The organism is Coprobacter sp. (genome assembly GCF_982436375.1).
The window spans coordinates 1-20,323 of sequence record NZ_CEWDCG010000030.1; the positions used below are offsets into that span (position 1 = coordinate 1).

At 40.4% G+C, this 20,323-nt stretch carries 14 protein-coding genes; 10 read left to right on the plus strand and 4 right to left on the minus strand.

Annotated elements, in window-relative coordinates:
* Window positions 1-163 precede the first annotated feature (163 nt).
* On the plus strand, window positions 164-340 hold the full coding sequence (locus AC1WHX_RS03150; RefSeq protein WP_302544789.1) for a hypothetical protein: 177 nt from the start codon (window positions 164-166) through the stop codon (window positions 338-340).
* Between the two features lie 138 nt (window positions 341-478).
* Here the strand turns inward: AC1WHX_RS03150 and AC1WHX_RS03155 are convergent, their stop codons facing one another.
* From AC1WHX_RS03155 to AC1WHX_RS03170, 4 genes are all read right to left on the minus strand, one after another.
* Window positions 479-2,329, minus strand: coding sequence for a glycoside hydrolase family 13 protein (locus tag AC1WHX_RS03155; RefSeq protein ID WP_270214056.1), 1,851 nt, complete (start codon window positions 2,327-2,329; stop codon window positions 479-481).
* A 22-nt stretch (window positions 2,330-2,351) separates the two neighbouring features.
* Window positions 2,352-5,090, minus strand: a complete 2,739-nt coding sequence (locus AC1WHX_RS03160; RefSeq protein ID WP_122338152.1) for an alpha-L-rhamnosidase-related protein — start codon at window positions 5,088-5,090, stop codon at window positions 2,352-2,354.
* A gap of 354 nt (window positions 5,091-5,444) precedes the next feature.
* The gene (locus AC1WHX_RS03165) at window positions 5,445-5,930 is read right to left on the minus strand and encodes a DUF3990 domain-containing protein (protein ID WP_122338153.1); all 486 of its coding nucleotides are present in this window, start codon (window positions 5,928-5,930) and stop codon (window positions 5,445-5,447) included.
* Window positions 5,927-6,373: a DUF3791 domain-containing protein gene (locus AC1WHX_RS03170; protein WP_122338154.1), complete on the minus strand. Its 447-nt coding sequence runs from the start codon at window positions 6,371-6,373 to the stop codon at window positions 5,927-5,929. Before AC1WHX_RS03170 ends, AC1WHX_RS03165 begins: the two co-directional genes overlap by 4 nt.
* 414 nt (window positions 6,374-6,787) lie before the next feature.
* Here AC1WHX_RS03170 and AC1WHX_RS03175 point away from each other — a divergent pair, with 414 nt between their 5' ends.
* From AC1WHX_RS03175 to AC1WHX_RS03215, 9 genes are all read left to right on the plus strand, one after another.
* Window positions 6,788-8,983 carry a B12-binding domain-containing radical SAM protein gene (locus AC1WHX_RS03175; RefSeq protein WP_122338155.1) on the plus strand — a complete coding sequence of 732 codons (2,196 nt, stop codon included), beginning with the start codon at window positions 6,788-6,790 and terminating at the stop codon, window positions 8,981-8,983.
* A gap of 3 nt (window positions 8,984-8,986) precedes the next feature.
* Window positions 8,987-10,231 carry an SGNH/GDSL hydrolase family protein gene (locus tag AC1WHX_RS03180; RefSeq protein WP_302544786.1) on the plus strand — a complete coding sequence of 415 codons (1,245 nt, stop codon included), beginning with the start codon at window positions 8,987-8,989 and terminating at the stop codon, window positions 10,229-10,231.
* A gap of 616 nt (window positions 10,232-10,847) precedes the next feature.
* Entirely contained in the window at window positions 10,848-12,017 is a 1,170-nt protein-coding gene (locus AC1WHX_RS03185) for a DUF3575 domain-containing protein (protein ID WP_122338457.1), read from the plus strand.
* Entirely contained in the window at window positions 12,014-13,039 is a 1,026-nt protein-coding gene (locus AC1WHX_RS03190; RefSeq protein WP_481228850.1) for a DUF5119 domain-containing protein, read from the plus strand. The genes AC1WHX_RS03185 and AC1WHX_RS03190 overlap by 4 nt, the downstream gene beginning before the upstream one ends.
* A 51-nt stretch (window positions 13,040-13,090) precedes the next feature.
* The gene (locus AC1WHX_RS03195) at window positions 13,091-14,065 is read left to right on the plus strand and encodes a fimbrillin family protein (RefSeq protein WP_122338456.1); all 975 of its coding nucleotides are present in this window, start codon (window positions 13,091-13,093) and stop codon (window positions 14,063-14,065) included.
* A 131-nt stretch (window positions 14,066-14,196) separates the two neighbouring features.
* The gene (locus tag AC1WHX_RS03200; protein ID WP_302544785.1) at window positions 14,197-15,201 is read left to right on the plus strand and encodes a fimbrillin family protein; all 1,005 of its coding nucleotides are present in this window, start codon (window positions 14,197-14,199) and stop codon (window positions 15,199-15,201) included.
* 22 nt (window positions 15,202-15,223) lie between these two features.
* Window positions 15,224-16,408, plus strand: a complete 1,185-nt coding sequence (locus tag AC1WHX_RS03205) for a fimbrillin family protein (RefSeq protein ID WP_122338454.1) — start codon at window positions 15,224-15,226, stop codon at window positions 16,406-16,408.
* A gap of 23 nt (window positions 16,409-16,431) precedes the next feature.
* Window positions 16,432-18,909: a DUF4906 domain-containing protein gene (locus tag AC1WHX_RS03210; RefSeq protein ID WP_122338453.1), complete on the plus strand. Its 2,478-nt coding sequence runs from the start codon at window positions 16,432-16,434 to the stop codon at window positions 18,907-18,909.
* A 126-nt stretch (window positions 18,910-19,035) separates the two neighbouring features.
* On the plus strand, window positions 19,036-20,208 hold the full coding sequence (locus AC1WHX_RS03215; protein ID WP_302544784.1) for a clostripain-related cysteine peptidase: 1,173 nt from the start codon (window positions 19,036-19,038) through the stop codon (window positions 20,206-20,208).
* Window positions 20,209-20,323: the final 115 nt, after the last annotated feature.

Consider the following 20,323-nt stretch of genomic DNA (forward strand, 5'->3'; position numbering starts at 1 on the left):
GATATAGATACAACGATTTTATTTAGTTGTATTGGAGATGTTACTCATATATATGATAATTCTCCTAATCCGAGTCGTTGTTTTACATCCCAAATGCATAAGATAGAACCAAGTGGGACTACTCTATGTACAGTGGAATTAGATTTTTATACCGAAGATATATATGTATATATATAAAGATTTATCAGGAAAAGATTATGATTTAAATATGGTAAAAGATTGTGAAGAAATAAATATAAAATATATTAATAGTATGAATTATACGTTGCAAGATCTTGAAAATATGAAATATACAATTGTTCTGGATAGTCTTACGTTAGGTTTGAAGTCTCCGGAATGATTCAAAGTAAATATTGAGCAAGGTCGTAACACGTTTCACAGCTTTTTATCCTTTCCTAAGAGCAGCATTTGGTATTTAATTTCCCTTTTGAGAGGAGACACAGAGATGTTTGAGGTATTCATATCGAATAGCAACACACTATGGAGTCATATCTATAATATATAAAGCTCTTGGAGTAAAGTCCATTCGAGGGGAGCATATAAAAGGTTCTCCGCTGATTATATCTATACCTCCCTCACCCGGTTTCAGTATCTCTTTATAGCGATTCATATCGATGCTTTTTGCAGTATCGTTACCGTTCATAATAACGATGATGCGTTTATCTTTAAATTTTCTTTGGTAGAGGTAAATGCCGTTTGTCGGCATGAAATGTGTCATATTGCCTTTACTGATCACTTCATTACCTTTGCGCCATTTCAAGATTTTTTGAATGAAATCGAAAGCTTCGTTTTGTAAGGGAGTCCGGTCGGCAGCGATAAAATCATTCACTTTGTCTTCCGGAAAGCCACCCGGAAAGTCGAGCCGTACCAGTCCGTCGCTTTCCTTTTTGTTTCCGTGCATCAGTATTTCCGTTCCATAATAAATTTGCGGGATGCCCCGTGTCGTCAGTAAAAATGCGATGGCTTGTTTGAAGAAACCCAGATTATCGGGTTCTTCCGATAAAAATCGGTCGGTGTCATGATTATCGAGGAATGTAAGTACAGCCATAGGATCGCTATACATAAAATCCAGAGCCAGACGGTCGTATATTTTGTTCAATCCGGTCCAACTGTCGGTTTGGGACATAAAAGCCTCCTGTACGATTCCCTGAAGCGGGAAGTCCATAACCGTTTTCAGATGCGAATTTCGGATTTGGTCCAATATGCTGTTTTCCTGCCAGTAAGCCGATCCCGCTTCTGTATTGTACCAGCATTCTCCGACGATGTTGAAATTGGGATATTCATTCTGAATCTCTTTGCACCATTCCGCCATCGAATCGAAAAATACATACGGATGAGTATCCATTCTTATGCCGTCGATACCGGAGTATTCGATCCACCAGATGCTGTTTTGCGTAAGGTATTTCATCAAGTGCGGATTATGTTGGTTCAGGTCGGGCATCGACTCCACGAACCATCCCATATCCATAATATTTTTATCGTAAGTCGAAACGTAAGGATCGAAATGAGGCGTCAACCGATAAGAAGTCTGTACATATCCGTCCGGAAAGTTGAACCAATCTTTCGAAGGACGGTCGAGAAACCATATATGTTCACTCCCGCAGTGGTTGAAGATCATGTCCATTACCACTTTCATATTTCGTTCGTGACATTTTTCAATCAGCTCTTTGTAATATTCATTCGTCCCGAAGCGCGGATCTACTTTGTAGTAATCCGTCGTAGCGTATCCGTGATAAGATCCTCCCGGCATGTCGTTCTCCAGTACCGGATTCAGCCAGATAGCTGTCACTCCCAGATTTTGTATATAATCCAGATGTTGCTCTATACCTTGCAGGTCGCCTCCATGACGGGCATTGGGATCATTGCGATTTACAGGAGCAGGAAACCGCATGGACGGTATTACATTTGTTTTCGGGTCTCCATCGGCAAATCGGTCGGGCATGATCAAATACAGTACGTCCGATGCACCGAATCCCGTATAGTCCCGGTCGGGTCCGTTCCGTTGTAGTAATTCGAAAGTGCGGGATGTGTGTTCTTTTCCCCGATCGAATCGGATGGTCATCTTACCCGGTTTTGCATTATCCGATATATTCAGATATAAAAACAGGTAATTGGGACTGTCGAGGCGTACGGTTTTTTCTAAGGTGACACCCTGATATTTGAGAGATGCTTTCGCGTCACCGATTTTATCGCCGTATACCATGATTTGCAATTCTTTGTTTTTCATACCGCACCACCAGAAAGCCGGATCTATACGTTTAATATTGATTGCAGCCTGCAACCCGGCTATGCAGAAAAAGGATAAACAAAAGGAAATTAATTTTCTCATATCGTAATTTTAATCAGTGTTTTTATTCCTTAGGTAACCAGATCGGACGTGCTTCCGGAGTTTTATTTATGTCTCCGATGCGTCTTAATCGAATGAAATCGATCAATGCGCTGTTTATCTCTCCGTTCATGTTTTCATCTTGTGGAGAGATAAACCGAATCGAAATTTTATTCCCGCCTCGATTCAGGTTAACGATTACCGGGTTAGAATATCCCCAGTTCGCCCATTCGTTTTCTCCCCGTTGAGGCATTACCAATGCTCCTTTAAATTGTCCGTTTGCAAAAAGCGAGCGTATTGCACATTTGTTTTGTGTGTTGATAGGTCCGTTTCCATTTGCGTATCGTACGTCTATTGCATATTGCCCCGGAATGTTTATCGGAATCATTAAATCTATTTTCCGATTTTTCGTCTTGCTGATTTCGATGAATCCCTTACCCGAATATTCCGATCCTTTTATTGGTGATTTGGGAATTACCGACTCTGCTTCTATCCGTATTTCGCTGTGTGGAGGTAACCACGTAAAAGGTTTGCCGGTAAAACCTGCAACTCCGCTCCAGTTTACCGGGACGGCAGCGACCCGGGTGAAACGATCCAACACCGGAAGACCGTAATAACGCTGCATGATAATGCGCTCGCCTTTACCGTTAAGATAAACTATATATCGGTTGTCGGGGCTATAGTTTAATATTTCGAGGGTATTGTTGTCTTTTTGATAACCCAGTCGACTGGGTTCGGGCATGTCGGTTATAGGACGCACCGTGATGCTGTCCCGTGTCCGGAAATCCGTTTCCAACTCTATTTTGATCGTGTGCATTCCTGTCAGTGTTGCAGGGAAAAAAGCCTCTGCCTGTTCCTCGTTGTCGATCGTAAATTTTTTTATGCGGTTTCCCGTACCCGAAAGGTCTATTTGAAGCACGGCTTTCCGGTAGTTGAAGTTCGATATCCTTTTATTGCCTGCAATACTTTGGGAAACAAAAGGAGTAAAACGTATTCCGTCCGTCTCGAATTTCATTCCGTAAAACAGTCGGTATATCATGGCGATATTACCTGACAGACTCCATAACATTTTATCCGAATTTACTGCCGTACCGCTGTAATCACCTGTCGATGCGACGAATAATTCTTTATTCGTGGTAAATAAAGCTGCTGCACGATATAATGCGCCCAAACCTCGAGTTACCGAAGCTTCGTTTTCTGCTTTAGCTGAAGCCAGATTCCAAAACGCTTGTACGAACGGCCACACCGCATTATTATGATACGGCTTTATTTCGCCTATTTGCGGGTAAATGCTCGTTGCACCATATTCAGCGACCGGTATGCGGGCTATCATGCGGCGTGCTTGTTCGTTGGAGGCTATATCGAACAAAATACTTAGCGATTCGCCGAGATTATCGATGCCCGGTGACAGTATGGGATAGATACCTCCGTATAAATATTGTCCGTAATATTCTTTCGTCTCTATCCATAAATGACGGTTTACCGCTGTTTTCAGAGAATCGGCCTGCTGTTGGAATATTGATGCATCTTTTCCCAATTCGGCGGCCATTTCAGCCAAAATGCCGTATGTTCGACAATGTACGGCATTTGTTCCCAGACAAAGCGACTGATAAATATCTGCCGGCTGCATCCAACGAGGATAAGATTGTTCTCTCCAATCGAGATAACTTTGCTCTCCCCTGAATAATCCCGTCGTAGGGTCTTTTAATGTAAATTGATCATCTTGAGCCGAGTTGCGGATTACTTCAAAAGCATATTGCAGCCACTCTTTATCTCCGGTGTATTTATAAAGTTCCCATGCCGCTACGCTCCAGATCATCCGGTCGCTCGATACAGGCCATGCACCCCCTGTTCCCGTATCTTGAATGATCCGATTATTGTTGACTTTTGCGACAAGACTTTTTTGCGCAGCATCCGGATAAATATAGGCGAGTGCCAGATAAATGGAGTAACTGATGTCGCGAGTCCACACTCCATCCCATGCTGCACCGGCACGGAGAGTTCCGTCTGGACGAATATTGTCTAATAGTTCGTTCAAAGACATGCGGTATAAGGCATCTATCAGGAGTTGCTGTGAACCATATTGAGGAAATGCGTCGATGTCGGCAGATAAGCTCCATACAGAATAGTTTTCTTTGCGTGGTTCTTTGGTGTTCATCGTAAGGGAAATCTCATATATACCGTTTTTGTCCGGATCAGAAAGTTCCATGCCCTCCCGACTATACAGGTTTTCAAAGTCCCATGTCATCGGTTCACTGCCACCGGCGATATATACTCCTTTGAAATCGGATTCCGAAATGATGTCTCCTGTCGGAGTTTTGTAAAATCCCTGTTTTTTGAAAGCTTCGAACATGGGAGACATATCGACTCTGACTGTCCATACCGTGCGATGAGGCAACGGAATAGACTCGGCATTCGTATCGATAGCCGTGTATCTTTCGCCGAACAGAATTACCGGAGAAACACATGTATCGTTCTGGGGTTTTAAAGTGATGATATGTTCTTCGCCTGCCGGGAGTTCGTTATCACGGCTATTGATACTGAATTTGAAATGTATGGTAGGAGAATAACCTTTGTCCGCAGGGCTTTCATAATCAGATCGTATTTCGTCTTTTGAAATGGCAACCGCTCTGAATTTACCTTGTTCTACCCGGTTGTCATATACCGTGTAAGTATTTCCTTTGTATATCACGGTGTTTTCCTTTTGAGTGCATGCTGTCGTAAGAAAGACTCCTGAAATTAGAATCGCAGAAAATATTTTCATGACTTTTACTGTTTATCGTTGCCTAAGAGCCGGTTTAAATTTCCCGATAGAGATTCAATTAGAGCATTCTTTCTATTTTCTTTCGGTCTGTTCGCGGTTATTCTTATAAAAACAAAAAGCGATCACAAAACCGATCCGATCAAAATTTAAACAAGCTTTTAATTAAACAAACTGTTCCGATGAATGGTTGAATGTTATTCGTTAATTTTTTTACCGGTACGGGAAAAGTCGATTGTTGAAAGAATAGGTGGTGTATGTCAGGAGATTTGGGGATCACATCGAATAAATGGGTTGGAACGATGCAGAAAGTCTCCGGATTAGATCTGATTAAGGAGTGTCGTTTTTTTGATCGGGTTATTCGGTTACTTCTATTGCTTCTGTGAATTTCAACAGAGAAGTAGCGTCCGGGTCGTGAAATGAAAGTTGATTGAATAGTTTATGTGTTTTTAGCATTTCTATGGCAGCATTGGCAGTAATTATTCTTTGCTCATAGAGCCTGATTGTTGCATATAATTGATCGTTAGCTACCGGGCCCATTATCAAATTATATTTTTTTTCATCATTCCCTTTGCGGTTATTCACAACAAAATCCAACCATTCTTTTGTCGCTCCCTCGAAATGAAGCACGGTAAATCCTCGATTCAGAATATCATCGGGGACTTCATAGACCGATACGATAGCTTTAGGGGCTTGTTCCCGTTTTTGTTTGAGTAAAGCCCATTTTTTTGCTTGCTCGAAATTTGTCGTTGTGTAAAATCCTTTTCCAAAGTCGGTAGCCTTTCTGCCTTTTTGAAAATTCGGATGTTTTACCGCTACTGTTGAACCGTGATATAGCTTCATCTCTTTTGTCCTTTATTTCTGATGTACGTTGATATGGAGTTTAAAATATATGTTGTGCTTTGCGTGTGCAATGTTTCGAATGTTTCGTTTAAGAATCCGAACACGTCATATTCTGAAAATAGTTGTAAAGTCTCTTTTGCAGATATATTTTTTATTTCCCGATAGTTCTCTATGCAAAATATTTCGAAAAGCAATCTTTTCGGGTCGTTTTCTTGCTGTTCCCTTTTTTCCGTTTTCTCTTTCTCCAATGTTTCATAGAGGGATAAAGTACTTAAATACCACATTTTTTTACCTTCATCCAATAGGGAACTGTAAAGGTCAGAAGAATATATATAGTATAAAGCATCTTCCAGTGCTAATGTTTTTCTCTGCATTACCATAGAGACTAATTCTCTCATGGTAAAAGGGAGCATATCGGATTCTATATTAGACTGTTTGTTCATAATTGTCTATTTTAATACGCCTGTTTTAGAGCCTATCTAAATTTTCCAATAAATAAAAAAATATCATCAGGTCATTTGGGCGTTTTCTTCCGGTCTGTTTTCTCTTTTTCACTCGTTAGATAACTCGCTATCGTCCTCGTAAAAACAGAAAAATATCTTCGAAAGAAACTCTTAAATCTGACCCGGACAATATTTGGACAGGTTCTTATACAAATATAGATATATTTAGATGATAAATGAAAAAAAGTATGACATTTGTTTATTCGGTTCGACTTATGGTTTTATACCTCCTTTAATTGGTGGAATATCTTGTAATTCCCGATATAGCGGAAAACTTATCGTTTATCGGGACGGATAATAATTGGGAATATGGCAGGAATTTGATACTTTTGTTTCATTGTTAAACGAAATATTATGCCCGATCATACTGTATTATTGATTACACCGCCTTTTACGCAGTTAAATACACCTTATCCGGCAACCGCTTGTTTGAAAGGGTATCTTAATACATTAGGAATAAAGTCCGATCAGATGGATCTTGGTTTGGAAGTAATCTTGCGGATTTTTTCAAAAGACGGGCTTCGTCGGATGTTTCGTGAGGCAGAATTATATTATTCATCGCATATTACTCCGGAATTTCGTAGAACATTTGTCCTCCGGGAAGAATATGTTCTGACAGTAGATAGGGCAATAGCTTATTTACAAGGAAGAGAGCAAACTTTGGCTCATACGATTTGCGAAGGATTTTTTCTTCCCGCAGGTAATCGAAAACCTGAGGAAGAAGATATGGAGTGGGCATTCGGTACGATGGGTTTACAAGATAAGGCTAAGCATCTTGTAACGCTTTATCTCGAAGATATTGCTGACTTTATCACGGGAGTTATCGACCCCCATTTCGGATTTAGCCGCTATGCCGAGAGACTGGGCCGTTCGGCTTCATCTTTTGACGAGTTGTATAAGGAATTGCATAAATCCCTTACTTATATAGATCGGTTGATGTTTTCTGTTTTGCGGGAAAAAATAGAAAGTTGCAATCCGGATTGGGTGATGCTGTCCGTTCCTTTTCCGGGAAATCTGTATAGTGCATTACGTTGCGGTAAATTTATAAAAGATAATTATCCTGATATTCGGGTGGAGATGGGTGGAGGATTTGCCTCTACCGAATTACGGCAATTGTCCGATGTTCGGGTATTTGAATATGTCGATTTTATTACGTTGGATGACGGTGAAACGCCTTTACGTCAGCTATTGGTCGGGAATGAAGCGAGTTATGTCCGCACTTATTTATGTCGGGACGGAGAAGTTCGTTATTTGAACAATCCTGAAATTCCGGATGTTCCGATGCGGGAAAGGGGTGTTCCCGATTATGCAGGACTGCCGTTGGATAAATATCTTTCGGTTATCGAGGTCACCAATCCGATGCATGCTTTGTGGAGCAATGGACGATGGAACAAATTGATTTTGGCACATGGCTGTTACTGGGGGAAATGTGCCTTTTGCGATGGGTCTCTTGATTATATAGGTCGATACGAGCCTTTGACGGCAGTCGAAATTGCCGATCGAATGGAGGAGATGATACGTCTTACAGGAGAAAGAGGCTTTCATTTTGTAGATGAGGCAGCACCTCCTATGCTGTTGAAAGAGCTGGCGTTGGAAATATTGAAACGTCGTATGTCTGTCGTGTGGTGGACGAACGTACGGTTTGAAAAGAGTTATACACGAGATCTCTGCCGTTTGTTGAAGCAGTCCGGGTGCATAGCTGTCTCAGGAGGTTTGGAGGTTGCTTCTGACCGTTTGTTGAAATTGATCAATAAAGGTGTCTCTTTGGAGCAGGTTTCTCGAGTGACCGATCATTTTACTGCTGCCGGAATTATGGTGCATGCTTATTTGATGTATGGGTTCCCTTCTGAAACAGCTCAGGAAACGATCGATTCGTTAGAAGTCGTACGGCAACTTTTTTTGAACGGACTGATGCAATCTGCTTTTTGGCATCGGTTTGCCTTGACAGCTCATAGTCCGGTAGGATGCCATCCCGAGAAATATACGGTGCGAATTACCGAAAAACCGTTCGGAGGGTTTGCACGAAATGATGTTGATTTTGAAGATACTGCCGGAGCTGATCATGATATTTTCGGAGAGGGATTGCGGAAATCTCTCTATAATTATATGCGTGGAGCAGGTTTTGAGCTGCCTTTGCATAAATGGTTTGATGATCCGGTTCCTAAGACACAAATTCCACCAACTTATGTCGCTCGTTTTCTTGTTGATGAACAAGATTGTGTGCAGCGTGATGGACATAAGAAAGTGTATTGTTTGTTAGCGCTACTACCGGAAGTGCGTTATTATGAACGGAATAAAAAAGGGAAAAATATCCGTACTGCCGAGTTCTTGTTTCATTTTCATGATGGAGATGCCCGTTTTCAGTTAAAAGCCGATTGGGGAGAGTGGCTGGAAAATTTGTTAATCCGGTTATCGGATAAAAATGAGAAAACGGTAACTTTGAAAGATTTGGAGATTGAATTCAAAGCCTGTCATTTCGGAAGTTTTGATCAGTTTATCACTACTCCGCTTTGGCAGTCGTTAAGAGAACATGGTTTATATTTGTTATAATAAATGAAGTATAAGGTTTTCATATCGCTATTATTGTCGCTTTTGTTGTTTTCTTGTGACAAAGAGGAGGAGATTTATACTCCTGTGTATCCCCAGAAAATATATGCGGTTTATCATGAGGGCGAAGAGCCTTATCCCGATCTGCCCGTACTGTATCTCGATCACATGTTTTACCTGAAGAAACGAGCTCCGCTTTTTTTTCAGGCTACCGGTAACGATCAGTTGCCGTTCGGGAGCGATCAATCTGTTCAAAATTCGGATGTCCAGGAGACTGATGTTTCGGTCGGAATAAATAAATGCGATGTTCCGGTTACGATTACTCGGGTTTCGACAAAATCAACGGTAGGTAAAGGTCGGCAAATACGCTTGCTTCCGATAGGAGATAGTGTGGGTGCCGGATATGGAGGACAGTGGAATTGCCCCGAAGGGAGAGCGTCGGTTTCTTGGTCGATTGCCCGGCAGTTTTTTATGCAAGATAAATATTTCGATGGTACTATGCCGACGGTGTCGGATTTTATAACCATCGGTACGACAAATAAAAATACTTTTAACGTCCTTACGGACGAGGGGATTGTGACTTGTACCGGATATGGCGAATGCCGGGGCGGTTGGAGACTTTCGGATTATCTCTATTCTCGTGTTGTAGAAAAGGCCGAAAATCCTTTTTATGACGAAGATCGGCCGGGGGAGAATAAATTCTCATTAGCAGCCTATTTGAAACGTTTCAGAACACATACCGATGACGGAGAACCTTTGTCGGCAGAATCTGTAACCGATGCGTATGTGAGTACTCCCACACATGTCATTATTCAGTTAGGATTAAATGACCTTTACAATCAGGAATATAAAGACCAGATCGCTTCTTTGGTTTCCCGTATTAAAGAAGAGTTTCCCGATATGATTGTCGGATTGTCACTGACCGATGCGTTCGGTACGGCTTTTTCGAAATATTATCCGGATTATGATTTTTCTTCCAATGCCATGACTTTACTTAAAAATAATCTGCATTATAAATGCTGGTCTTGGAATCCTGTTTTGCAACAGTTGGAAAATCCTGCCGAAAAGATTTTTTATATTCCTAATTATTATGTTCAGCCGTCGGCAGAGTCAGTACCTTATGAAATTTCGAGCTCCGGATTAAGGACACCGGCTTATGATACCTCCCATTATCACCCGAATAGCAATGCCCATTATGCTTGGGGATATCAAATTTATGCGTGGTTGAAATATACATTGACATTAATTTAGGAACTTGGATATCGATGTTTTTTAGTCCGATATTGGCTACGTATAAAAGACATTCTTGAAAGAGACTTCCCAATCTGACCCGTACAAAATTTAGAAAGGCTATAAAACTGAAAAGAGAGTGTGCATAAAATAGAGTCCTTTGAATGTTTAGCTTGGAGTCTATTTAAGTGAAAATTATGTATAAGTTATTGTACCGTGAAAAATTTATCCTATATATATTTAACTAAAAAAGACTATTTCAAAGAATGTCTGAAATAGTCTTATACATCACCTTTTAAGTCCCCTATTCCCTTTTTTATAAAGTAACATAACAACACTTATTTACTATATGGTTTTGTCTAATTAAATGTTCGTTTGATTGGACAAAAGTAATGCTTTTTTCTCATACTTTATAATAAATATAGAACAATTTGTCTTTCAAACGTTTATAAGATTATATATATAAACATATTTTTTGATTTAAGCTAAAACTCTTTTGTATAATCAAACGAACATTTTTTTGTTCTGTTTTTTTATAATTATTATATTAAGTTGTTGTTTTACAATTTAATACATGGATGATTTTTAGTTGACGAAATAGTATTGAAAGTTTTTAGATATATTCAACATACTAAAAATGCGTGTAAAGAATATCGTTTGTATATTAATTTCGTTGTTCATTATTGTACAGGTAAGCCAGGGGCAGAATCGGGAGAAAGGAAATAATGAGCCTTTTTGTTCGGATACGGCTATTCTATTTCGCTTTGTGCCTAAGCGATTGATGTTTTATTCTCCTTATAATGGTAATGAAAAAGCAATTTCTCAAGCTATGAAATTGCTCAGGATGCATCGTAAAGCGATTGTTAGCGGTGATGCGGTTATTCGCATTCAGGGGTTTTGCCAATCTTATCCTACCGAAAAGGAAAATATGGCGGCGGCTAAAAATCGCAGTAATCAGGTAAAATCTTATTTTATTACCCATTTGGGAATGAAAGAGGCTTATTATCGTACATCTAATAAAGCCGTACCCTATAAAGGAATGAGGGATATTGTGGCGTTAATGGATGTTGAGTATTTGAAGATCCCTTCTGTAGCACAGAATCCTATTCCGGAAGTGGAAGAAAAATCTGATACGGTATATTCTAGGAAAATATCGACACAATTAGATACGATCCCTTTTGAAACGGTTATAGAGTTCGACACGATTTTCAAAAAAGAACTTGAAGGAATACCGGAAGTAGAGTCGGTTTCTATAATGAACCGTGAGTCGAAATATTCTCATCGTAACATTCCTTTGTCTATCAAAACCAATCTCCTTTATGATGTATTGCTTATGCCTTCGTTAGAATTGGAATACCGTTTCAACAAACATTGGTCGGTCAACTTGGAAGGTACTATGGCGTGGTGGCATAAAGATGTGAAACATAAATATTACCAGTTGGCACAGATTAGTCCCGAAGTACGGTATTGGTTCAAATCCGAAGGTGCTCGCAAAGGACATTATTTCGGACTGTTCATCGGTGGAGGCTGGTATGATCTGGAGAACGGAAATCGAGGTTATAAAGGTGAAGGCGAGTATGCCGGTATCAGTTACGGATATATGTTCCCTATCGGAAAATATTTTGCTTTAGAAGCCGGTATCGGTGCGGGTTTCCTGCATGCAGATTCTGAAGATTATTTACCTATTGACGAACATTATGTGTATCAACAGTCGATTCGTACCAATTATTTCGGGCCATTGAAATTAAAATTAGCCTTTGTCTGGAATATCGGTTGTTGGATGGACAGGAAAGGAGGTAGAAGATGAAATACTGTCTTTCTGCGATGATAAGGTACGGATTGTTTTTGATATTGCCTCTATTGATTTTCGGATGCCGGAAAGATTTATGTTATGATCATGAGTTACATAGTGCTTCAGTAAAAACAGTAGTTGCCGCCGATTGGGAACAGGAGTGGGAACGTACTTATGATTTTGATTGGGAACAAAATTGGAACGTTTTGTGGGGACGTGAATATGACGAGTTGTGTCCGGATATTGCTGAGGGCATCCGGGCTCTTGTCTATTCTGACGGTGGCGGTTTCTCCGAAAATAATTTGCCGGCCGATGGCGGCCGTTTGCCTATGAAAGAGGGTGTCTATTCATTGCTGTTTTATAATAATGATACCGAATATATTCTTTTCAATGATCTTACCACTTCGGCTTCTGCTTCGGCTACTACCCGTACTCGTACGCGTGGAGGTTTTAAAGAGCTGCATGCCGGAGAACGTACGGTGAGTCCGCCGGATATGCTTTACGGTGCTTATGTGAAGGAGCATTTTGCAGAACGTACGTTAGAGTCGATAGAGTTACCTGTTATTATGCGTCCGTTGACTTATACCTATCTGATACGTTACGAATTTAAAAAGGGTGCGCAATATGTGGCATTGGCACGAGGTGCATTGGCGGGTATGGCAGAAAGCGTTTACCTCGAAGACGGACATACGGGTGCGGATGCCGTAACGGTGATGTTCGATTGCATGGTAGAAGATTTCGGTGCAGAAGCTCTTGTTTATTCGTTCGGAGTGCCGGATTATCCGGGAGATCATTATGTTACGGGTAGGCAGGGAAAGCACTATGCCTTGAACTTGGAGGTACGAATGTTGAACGGAAAATTCAAGACTTTTGAGTTTGATGTGACAGATCAGGTTACAGGGCAGCCTCGCGGTGGCGTTATTGTCGTGAAAGATATTGAAATATCGGATGAAGAAGGAACAGAAGGAAGCGGTAGTTTTGACGTGACAGTGGATGGTTGGGGAGAATATATCGATGTAGAACTTCCGTTAAACTAAAAGATATAAAAAAACAATAAGTAATTTATTTAATTTTTAATTGTAGAAGTTATGAAAAAAAGTTTATGGATTCTTGGAGCGGCTGTTATAGCCTTAACCGGTTGTACGAACAATGAAGTGGTAGATATACCTCAGTCTCGTGCAATCAATTTTTCGAATGCTTTTGTAAACAAGACCACAAGAGCAGATGTGACGAATGCCGATTTCAAGCAGTTTTGGGTGTATGGTGATTATCAAAATGGATCGTTATGGGTTGATGTGTTCAACAATGTAAAGGTTTCGGGTGCTTCTGTGGGTAGCGGTGCTGTTTGGACTCCTGATGAGACCGCTTATTGGCAAGTAGATAAAACTTATAATTTCGGTGCTTATGCCGACGGAACATCTCAGTTGACTACAGGTATATCATATAATCCTACATCTAAGACTTTGACGTTTTCAGATTATTCTGCCGGAGCAAATGACTTGATTGCTGCTACTTCAGACGATGCATCATGGGATGGTTTGGGAGATCCTTCAAAGGTGCAACTTTCTTTTAAGCACATGCTTTCTAAAGTTAAATTTACGTTCAAAACCGATGCTGCCGAAACCTATACGATGAAAGTTTCGGAATTGAAGATTTCTCAAGCTATTCAGACAGCAACCGGTACGATGGTAGATAAAATTGTCGGTACGTGGTCAGGAGAAAATACAGGAGAATATTCTTTTGCCGATATCGACGATTATGCGACAGCTGAAGGTCAGGCAGAGTCAGAAGTAAAATATGTGATTCCTCAAGGAAACACGAATTCTATTGCTGTTTCTTTCAAAGTAACAGTAACTGATGGCGGTGGTTATAATAAAGAAGGATCTTTTACGGGAACTATGACTATTGCTGAATCAAATAAGTGGGATGCCGGGTTAGCATATAATTATACGGTTACGATCAATCCGGATAAAGTGGATGATACATTGAAACCTATATTGTTTGATGTAACGACAGTAGAAGAGTGGGATGAATTTATCAATCCTGATCTTGACCTCAATTAAAATATATTTTTAGTTATAAGGTATATAGGCTATAAGGGGTTGAATGTCCCCTTATAGTCACTCAAAACAACACTCCAGAGGTGTTTTATCTAAGAAATAAGCTGGTATATATGGGGAGAATCGGAAGAATAATGAAAAAGTTTTTTTGTTTCCCGATGGCAACGGTTGCATTACTGTTGACATCATGTACAAACATTCTCGTACATGATGCGGAAGAAGATGGAGTCGATGGCATGGCGATTGATTTCCGTACTCCGGCATTGACTCGGGTTGCGATAGAGAGTTTTACTCCGGGCAGTTCTTTCTCTGTGTGGGGGTGGTATGTACCGGAAGATGCTGCCAATGAAGTTTTTAATGCTACTACAGTATCGACACCGAACGGTTCTGTTTGGACCTATGAGGGATTACGCTATTGGAAAGCGGACAAAACATATTCATTTTACGCTTTATATCCGTCGGTAACCGATCTAATGGCAAATGCAGCGACTGCTGCTCATTATAATGAAAACGGAGATATTTCTGTTACCGCTTTCGATGCTTCTAAAGGATATGATCTTATGGTAGCTTCTGCCACGAATATTCCCGGCAGTAATGCTGAGAAAGTAGCATTCACGTTCGGTCATTTATTAGCGCGTGTGGAATTTGTCGGGAAACGTAGTACGGCAACGGACGGTATCGAAGGTTTTAATCCGATAATTCATTCGGCTAAGCTTTACGGTATGCATAAGACGGCCGATTTTTCAGCTTCTGCAGCCGACTTGATCGATAAAGAAGCTATATCTGCCGGATGGACTATTTCTACTGATGAGAGTGACCGTACTACCGAGGCAGACCCCTTTGCCATATTAGGAGAAGAAACTTCGGTAAGTGCAAACGGTGTAACCCTTATAGATGCTTTATTGTTTCCACAGGATCTTTCTATTGAATATTATTTTGAAGTGACCTACTCTTCTGCTTCGGATCGAGAGCCGAAAACTACCGCAGTTCAATTGGTTTCTTTGCCTTTGATGACGTGGGAAGCCGGTAAGCATTATCGTTATACGTTTACCATTTCGGATGAAGACCGGATCTTGTTCGATACGCCTACTGTAAATGCATGGGGTGAAGCTACGGGTGGTATTATAATTGTCGAGTGATAAAATAAAAGGATAGTCTGATATGATAAACTTGAGACATCTGTTATATGGAGGTGTGTTTTTGGTTACTTGCGTTGCTTGCAGGGAGGAGAACCTTGTCGGTTCTGTTCCGGAAATGTCCGATCATATTTTGTTCGACACTCCCTCTTTATCAGTAGAAACCGTTTCCCGCAGTACATTGAAAAATGCTCTTACTCCGGGTGAAACATTCGGTGTATTGGGATATTGTGTCCCATATACCGTAGGAACTGACGAGCCGAATTATCTTTCCGCTTCCAGTGTTTGGTCATTAAAACGAAACCAATGTCCGCCGGATGTATTCTTTAAACAAAAAGTGGTCGTGGGAGTTAACGGATGCACTTATGACAGAGATGGCGGTACGGATAATAATCCGAAATTTTGGTATCGCGACGGTTATGATACGAATAATAATCCGGTTGGAGCTATTACGGGAGCAGATCAATACCGTTATTCATTTATAGCTTATTATCCTTATGAAGGAGCGTTTACGGTCGATCAACCTTTAACTGAGACTGCGGTAGGAGCTCCTAAATTGACATTTACTATGCCACAAAGCGGTTCTGCGCTGACCCATCCGCTTTCCCATTCCAAGACTCCTGATGCAATGCTTGCCGTCTTGTATAATAGTAGAAAATCTGATGGTAATTTACGTTTCAATTTCAGTCATTTGCTGACAGGACTTGGTTTCGAGGTGAATAATTTCAGTGAATTCGATTTGACCGTGCATTCCGTTACTTTGAGCGGATCATTCTATAAAACGGTAAAGATAGACTTGACAAAAGATGTGGTGTCTTATACATTTCCGGAAAACGATCGTTATGTAGGAACTTATACGATATTTGACGAAGACTTGCCATTGCCGCCTCCCGATGTGGAGAAGAATGAAACCGTGACCTCTTCCGGTTTATTGGGAGGAGAGCATTTGTTGTTGATATCGGGGACGGGAACTAGTTTCGGAGAAGATGTAAAAGTCCGGATCGATTATACTTTCAACGGGAGAACGACTTTTTACGAGACACAGCGTCCCGGCACATTTACTCCTCGTCCCGGTATTAAATATACGGCTCAACTCAATTTTGTAGGAGATGCTTTCATATTGGAGTTTATCGTCGACAATCAAGGGCAGTGGGAAGATGGAGAAGCTGATGATGGCGATGAAACGAATGATGATGTAGTATTCGAGTAACAATTCGTAAAGACGAGGAAAAGATGATAAAGGTAAAGATCAATAAAATTTTAAGTATAGCTTTTCTGTTCCTTATAATAGTTTTTTCAGCTTGTAGGGAAGAAGAATTATTCGATCAGTCCACTGTTTCGACGGGAAATATAACTACTCTTAGTTTCTCCGGTAATCCGATGGATTTGCTGAAGGTGACGACTCGTGCAAGCGATATAAAGGATGAGAATGAGAAAAAAATAAATCAGCTTTATATATTCTTTTTCGGCTCTGATGGTGAATATCTGAAGGGCGGTTATCTTACCGGATATCGGGATGCACCCGATGATGGAGGATATTATGCACCCGGGCAAGGAGTGAGCCTTCTTAAGATAGATAATCAGGCATTTGCGAATAAGAACCTTGCCAGTAAAGCCACTGTGTATGCCATTGCGAACGTAGATCCTGTTATTTTCGGAAGAGACAGGAATGGAGACGGACGGCCTGATGGCATTACGAATCTGTCGGATTTGAAAAATCTTGTTTATGCTCCGGAAAATGTTTCGCTCGGTTTACCTTCCGGAGGAATGCCGATGGTAGGATCTAAAGTGATCGATCTTACCAAAACGGAGACTTCGACGGATGATGAGCGACGTATCGATCTGACAGCTTTGATGGCACGTATAGATGTCAATATCCAGCTCGATAGTGAGGTAGAAGAGAATAATTTACCTGCTCTTACTCTTGTAGAATGGACGGCAAAAAATCTTTCTACGAAAGTACCTTTTTCTACTCCCGCAGTAAATACCGAAACAGGAGTCGATTGGGAAGATAGTTGGACAAAGAGCATAACGACATCGATGCAACGTACGATTTTTAATAAGAACGGACAAATTGCTTTTACTTTCTATATGTATGAGAATATGCAGAATGCAGAATGGAAAGTAGATGAGGGAGAGAAATGGACAGATCCTTCTTTGGCAGGAGAAAAAGGGCTTTATCCCGATAGTATTAAGGATTATCAGAAACAACGTTATAAGCCTTATCTCGCTAATAAAAATGCTGCGGCAATAGAATTGCATGGTTTTTATACTACCTATAACGGAGCAACTTATGAGGTACGCTATACACTTTATTTGGGAGCGAATCACACTGATAATTTTCAGGTAAAACGTAATCATCAATATAAAAATAATATTACGATTAAGGGATTGACTTCTCAAAATATAGGGACAGGAGAATATACCCTTGACGCCCGGGTGAATATCGAGAAGGATGACAATGAATTTTATATTGCGATGTTGCGTGAACGTAATCATGATGCCCATTTTTGTGTAACGCCGATGGATGTTTATATGTTTGCCGATAAAGCTACAAAAAATCCGACTATGGAGGTGATTCTGGGAGAAGTGCCGGATAATAGTGAGACTCCGGTAACTGTTCCCGACTGGATTCGGATGGAGAAAATCAAGGCTTCCGATATGGAGAAGGGGACTGTAACGGAATCGGGTTTTACTGCTTATGATGAGGGATCTAATACGGGAACTCATTTGGCTGTCGGAACGGAGTGGACAGCCGGTAACGGTAAACGGGCGTTCTTTACAAAAGGATTGGTTACAAGAACGTTGAATAATGAGACGGGTAAGAGAGTTACGGTCGATAATTCTCGGGATAGAATTTATTTCTATATTGATGAGAATCTGTCGACAACAGAAAATCGACGTGCGACAGTTACTTTAATTTATAAGGAGAACGGAAAGGAAATAAAACGCCATACGGTAGAGTTGGAACAAGTACATTTATTGCCGGTAAATATGCGTGACGGTGGAACTTTATATATGGAGCAATATGAAGAATACTTGGATCATTATGACCCGTTGGATGAATATTCTACCGATCAAGTTTATACCGGATTGCCTTGGGTGGATAAAAACTCGAATCTTGATGATTATACTATTCCGAGATTATATAAGGAACGTTATAATTTGTTGAGTGGTTATGAAGAACCGGGGCAAGTTTTTAATAGTGGGTATCCATATACGCCTTTTGTTGTATATTTGTTAGCTCAAGGCAGAATGACTTTGCAGGATACTCCGAAATCGGCATTTCAATATTGTTACAATAGAAATAAACGCAATGCCGATGGTTCTATATCGGCTGATTATGGTACATGGGGTATTTTTACAACGAATTATTATGAACAAGAGAATGAAAGCAAATGGTTCTTGCCCGGGATTCGTCAAATGGAAGATGCTTTAACACAGTATTATACTGTTTTTGGAGAGTTTCAGGACAATTATTATTGGAGCGCTTCAGCGGGGGAAAGAGAGAATGGAACAGATGGACAGAATCCTAAGCGGGCTCGTGCTACAAAAATAAAGCCGAATGGAACTTATGAGGAGAGTGGTGGTGGAGGAAGTTCTGGGTGGGAAACTTACGCTTATGAATTAGGTAACGGTGGTTATGCTTTACGTACGACATCTTTACGTATTCGGGCTTTCCGGGTGGATACTGAGCCTATGGACGATTAACGGAAGTGAATTTTTAATGCATAAGATAAGGATACTACGTATTTATGCGGTATCCTTATTTTTTAATTCTATGTTATAATCAATTTCCTTTGTAATGCTTATATTTGAAATTCTGAAAAGTAATACATGAATATGCGATACGGTGAGATAAAGATTCTTTGTTGGGTTGTTTTGTCTTTTTTTCTCTTTTCCTGTGAGAAAGATGAGCCTGATATAGTGACGACAAGTCGGAAAACACTATTTATGTATTTGCCGTGGTCTTCTAATCTGACGACGAATTTTTATACGAATATTTCGGATATGGAAGAGTGCATCAAAAAGCGGGGATTAAAAGATGAAAAAGTTGTCGTGTTTATGTCTTCCAGCAGCACCGAGGCTTCTATGTTCGAAATTGTTTATAAAAATGGTAAATGCGAACGCAAAACGTTGAAGAGTTATACGAATCCGTCATTTACGACGGCAGAAGGCATTACCTCTATATTGAATGATATGAAGACATTTGCTCCGGCATCTATATATGCCATGACGATCGGGTGTCATGGTATGGGGTGGCTTCCGGTAGATCGAATGAAGACGATGTCTGTATCTTCTGTAAAAATGCATTGGGACTATGAGGGAAAACCGCTGACCCGTTATTTCGGAGGTTTGACAAGCGAATATCAGACAGATATAAGTACCCTTGCTAAAGGTATTGCGGATGCAGGCATAAAAATGGAGTATATTTTGTTCGACGATTGCTATATGTCTTCGATCGAGGTTGCTTATGAGTTGAGAAATGTTACCGATTATTTGATTGCTTCTGCCAGTGAGATAATGGCATACGGGATGCCTTATGCCGTGATTGGTGAATATTTATTAGATGATTCTGATTTTCAGGCTGTCTGTGATGGCTTTTACGACTTTTATTCGGCTTATAGCATGCCTTATGGAACGTTGGCGGTAACGGTTTGTGCCGAACTGGAAGATCTTGCGACGATTATGAAAAAAATTAATACGGAATATATTTTCGATGAATCTTTCGAAAATGCTTTGCAACGAATGGATGGCTATACTCCGATTATATTTTACGATTACGGTGATTATGTAGAAAAGTTATGTAAAGATCCCGTTTTGTTGGAACGGTTTGAGCAGCAGTTGTCTCGGGCTGTGCCATATAAAGTGCATACGGACTATTTTTATTCTGTGACCAAAGGTAGAGTTCCGATTTATACTTTCTCTGGAATAACGACATCAGATCCGAGTAAACATTCCCTTACCGTGTCAAAAAACGATACGGAGTGGTATAGGGCTACTCATTAATTGCTAATTTGATAGTCTTTGATAAATACAAACGGAATATTTTTATTTATCAAAGACTGCATAGGGATATTCAGTAAATGTCCCTAAAAATCAAGATGGCATATGAAGATGATAG

Coding starts and splice junctions, on each gene's coding strand:
- AC1WHX_RS03200 (WP_302544785.1), top strand. CDS start 14,197: ATGAAAAAGTTTTTTTGTTTCCCGATGGCAACGGTTGCATTACTGTTG.
- AC1WHX_RS03215 (WP_302544784.1), top strand. CDS start 19,036: ATGAATATGCGATACGGTGAGATAAAGATTCTTTGTTGGGTTGTTTTG.
- AC1WHX_RS03160 (WP_122338152.1), bottom strand. CDS start 5,090: ATGAAAATATTTTCTGCGATTCTAATTTCAGGAGTCTTTCTTACGACA.
- AC1WHX_RS03210 (WP_122338453.1), top strand. CDS start 16,432: ATGATAAAGGTAAAGATCAATAAAATTTTAAGTATAGCTTTTCTGTTC.
- AC1WHX_RS03175 (WP_122338155.1), top strand. CDS start 6,788: ATGCCCGATCATACTGTATTATTGATTACACCGCCTTTTACGCAGTTA.
- AC1WHX_RS03165 (WP_122338153.1), bottom strand. CDS start 5,930: ATGAAGCTATATCACGGTTCAACAGTAGCGGTAAAACATCCGAATTTT.
- AC1WHX_RS03205 (WP_122338454.1), top strand. CDS start 15,224: ATGATAAACTTGAGACATCTGTTATATGGAGGTGTGTTTTTGGTTACT.
- AC1WHX_RS03170 (WP_122338154.1), bottom strand. CDS start 6,373: ATGAACAAACAGTCTAATATAGAATCCGATATGCTCCCTTTTACCATG.
- AC1WHX_RS03190 (WP_481228850.1), top strand. CDS start 12,014: ATGAAATACTGTCTTTCTGCGATGATAAGGTACGGATTGTTTTTGATA.
- AC1WHX_RS03185 (WP_122338457.1), top strand. CDS start 10,848: ATGCGTGTAAAGAATATCGTTTGTATATTAATTTCGTTGTTCATTATT.
- AC1WHX_RS03150 (WP_302544789.1), top strand. CDS start 164: ATGTATATATATAAAGATTTATCAGGAAAAGATTATGATTTAAATATG.
- AC1WHX_RS03180 (WP_302544786.1), top strand. CDS start 8,987: ATGAAGTATAAGGTTTTCATATCGCTATTATTGTCGCTTTTGTTGTTT.
- AC1WHX_RS03195 (WP_122338456.1), top strand. CDS start 13,091: ATGAAAAAAAGTTTATGGATTCTTGGAGCGGCTGTTATAGCCTTAACC.
- AC1WHX_RS03155 (WP_270214056.1), bottom strand. CDS start 2,329: ATGAGAAAATTAATTTCCTTTTGTTTATCCTTTTTCTGCATAGCCGGG.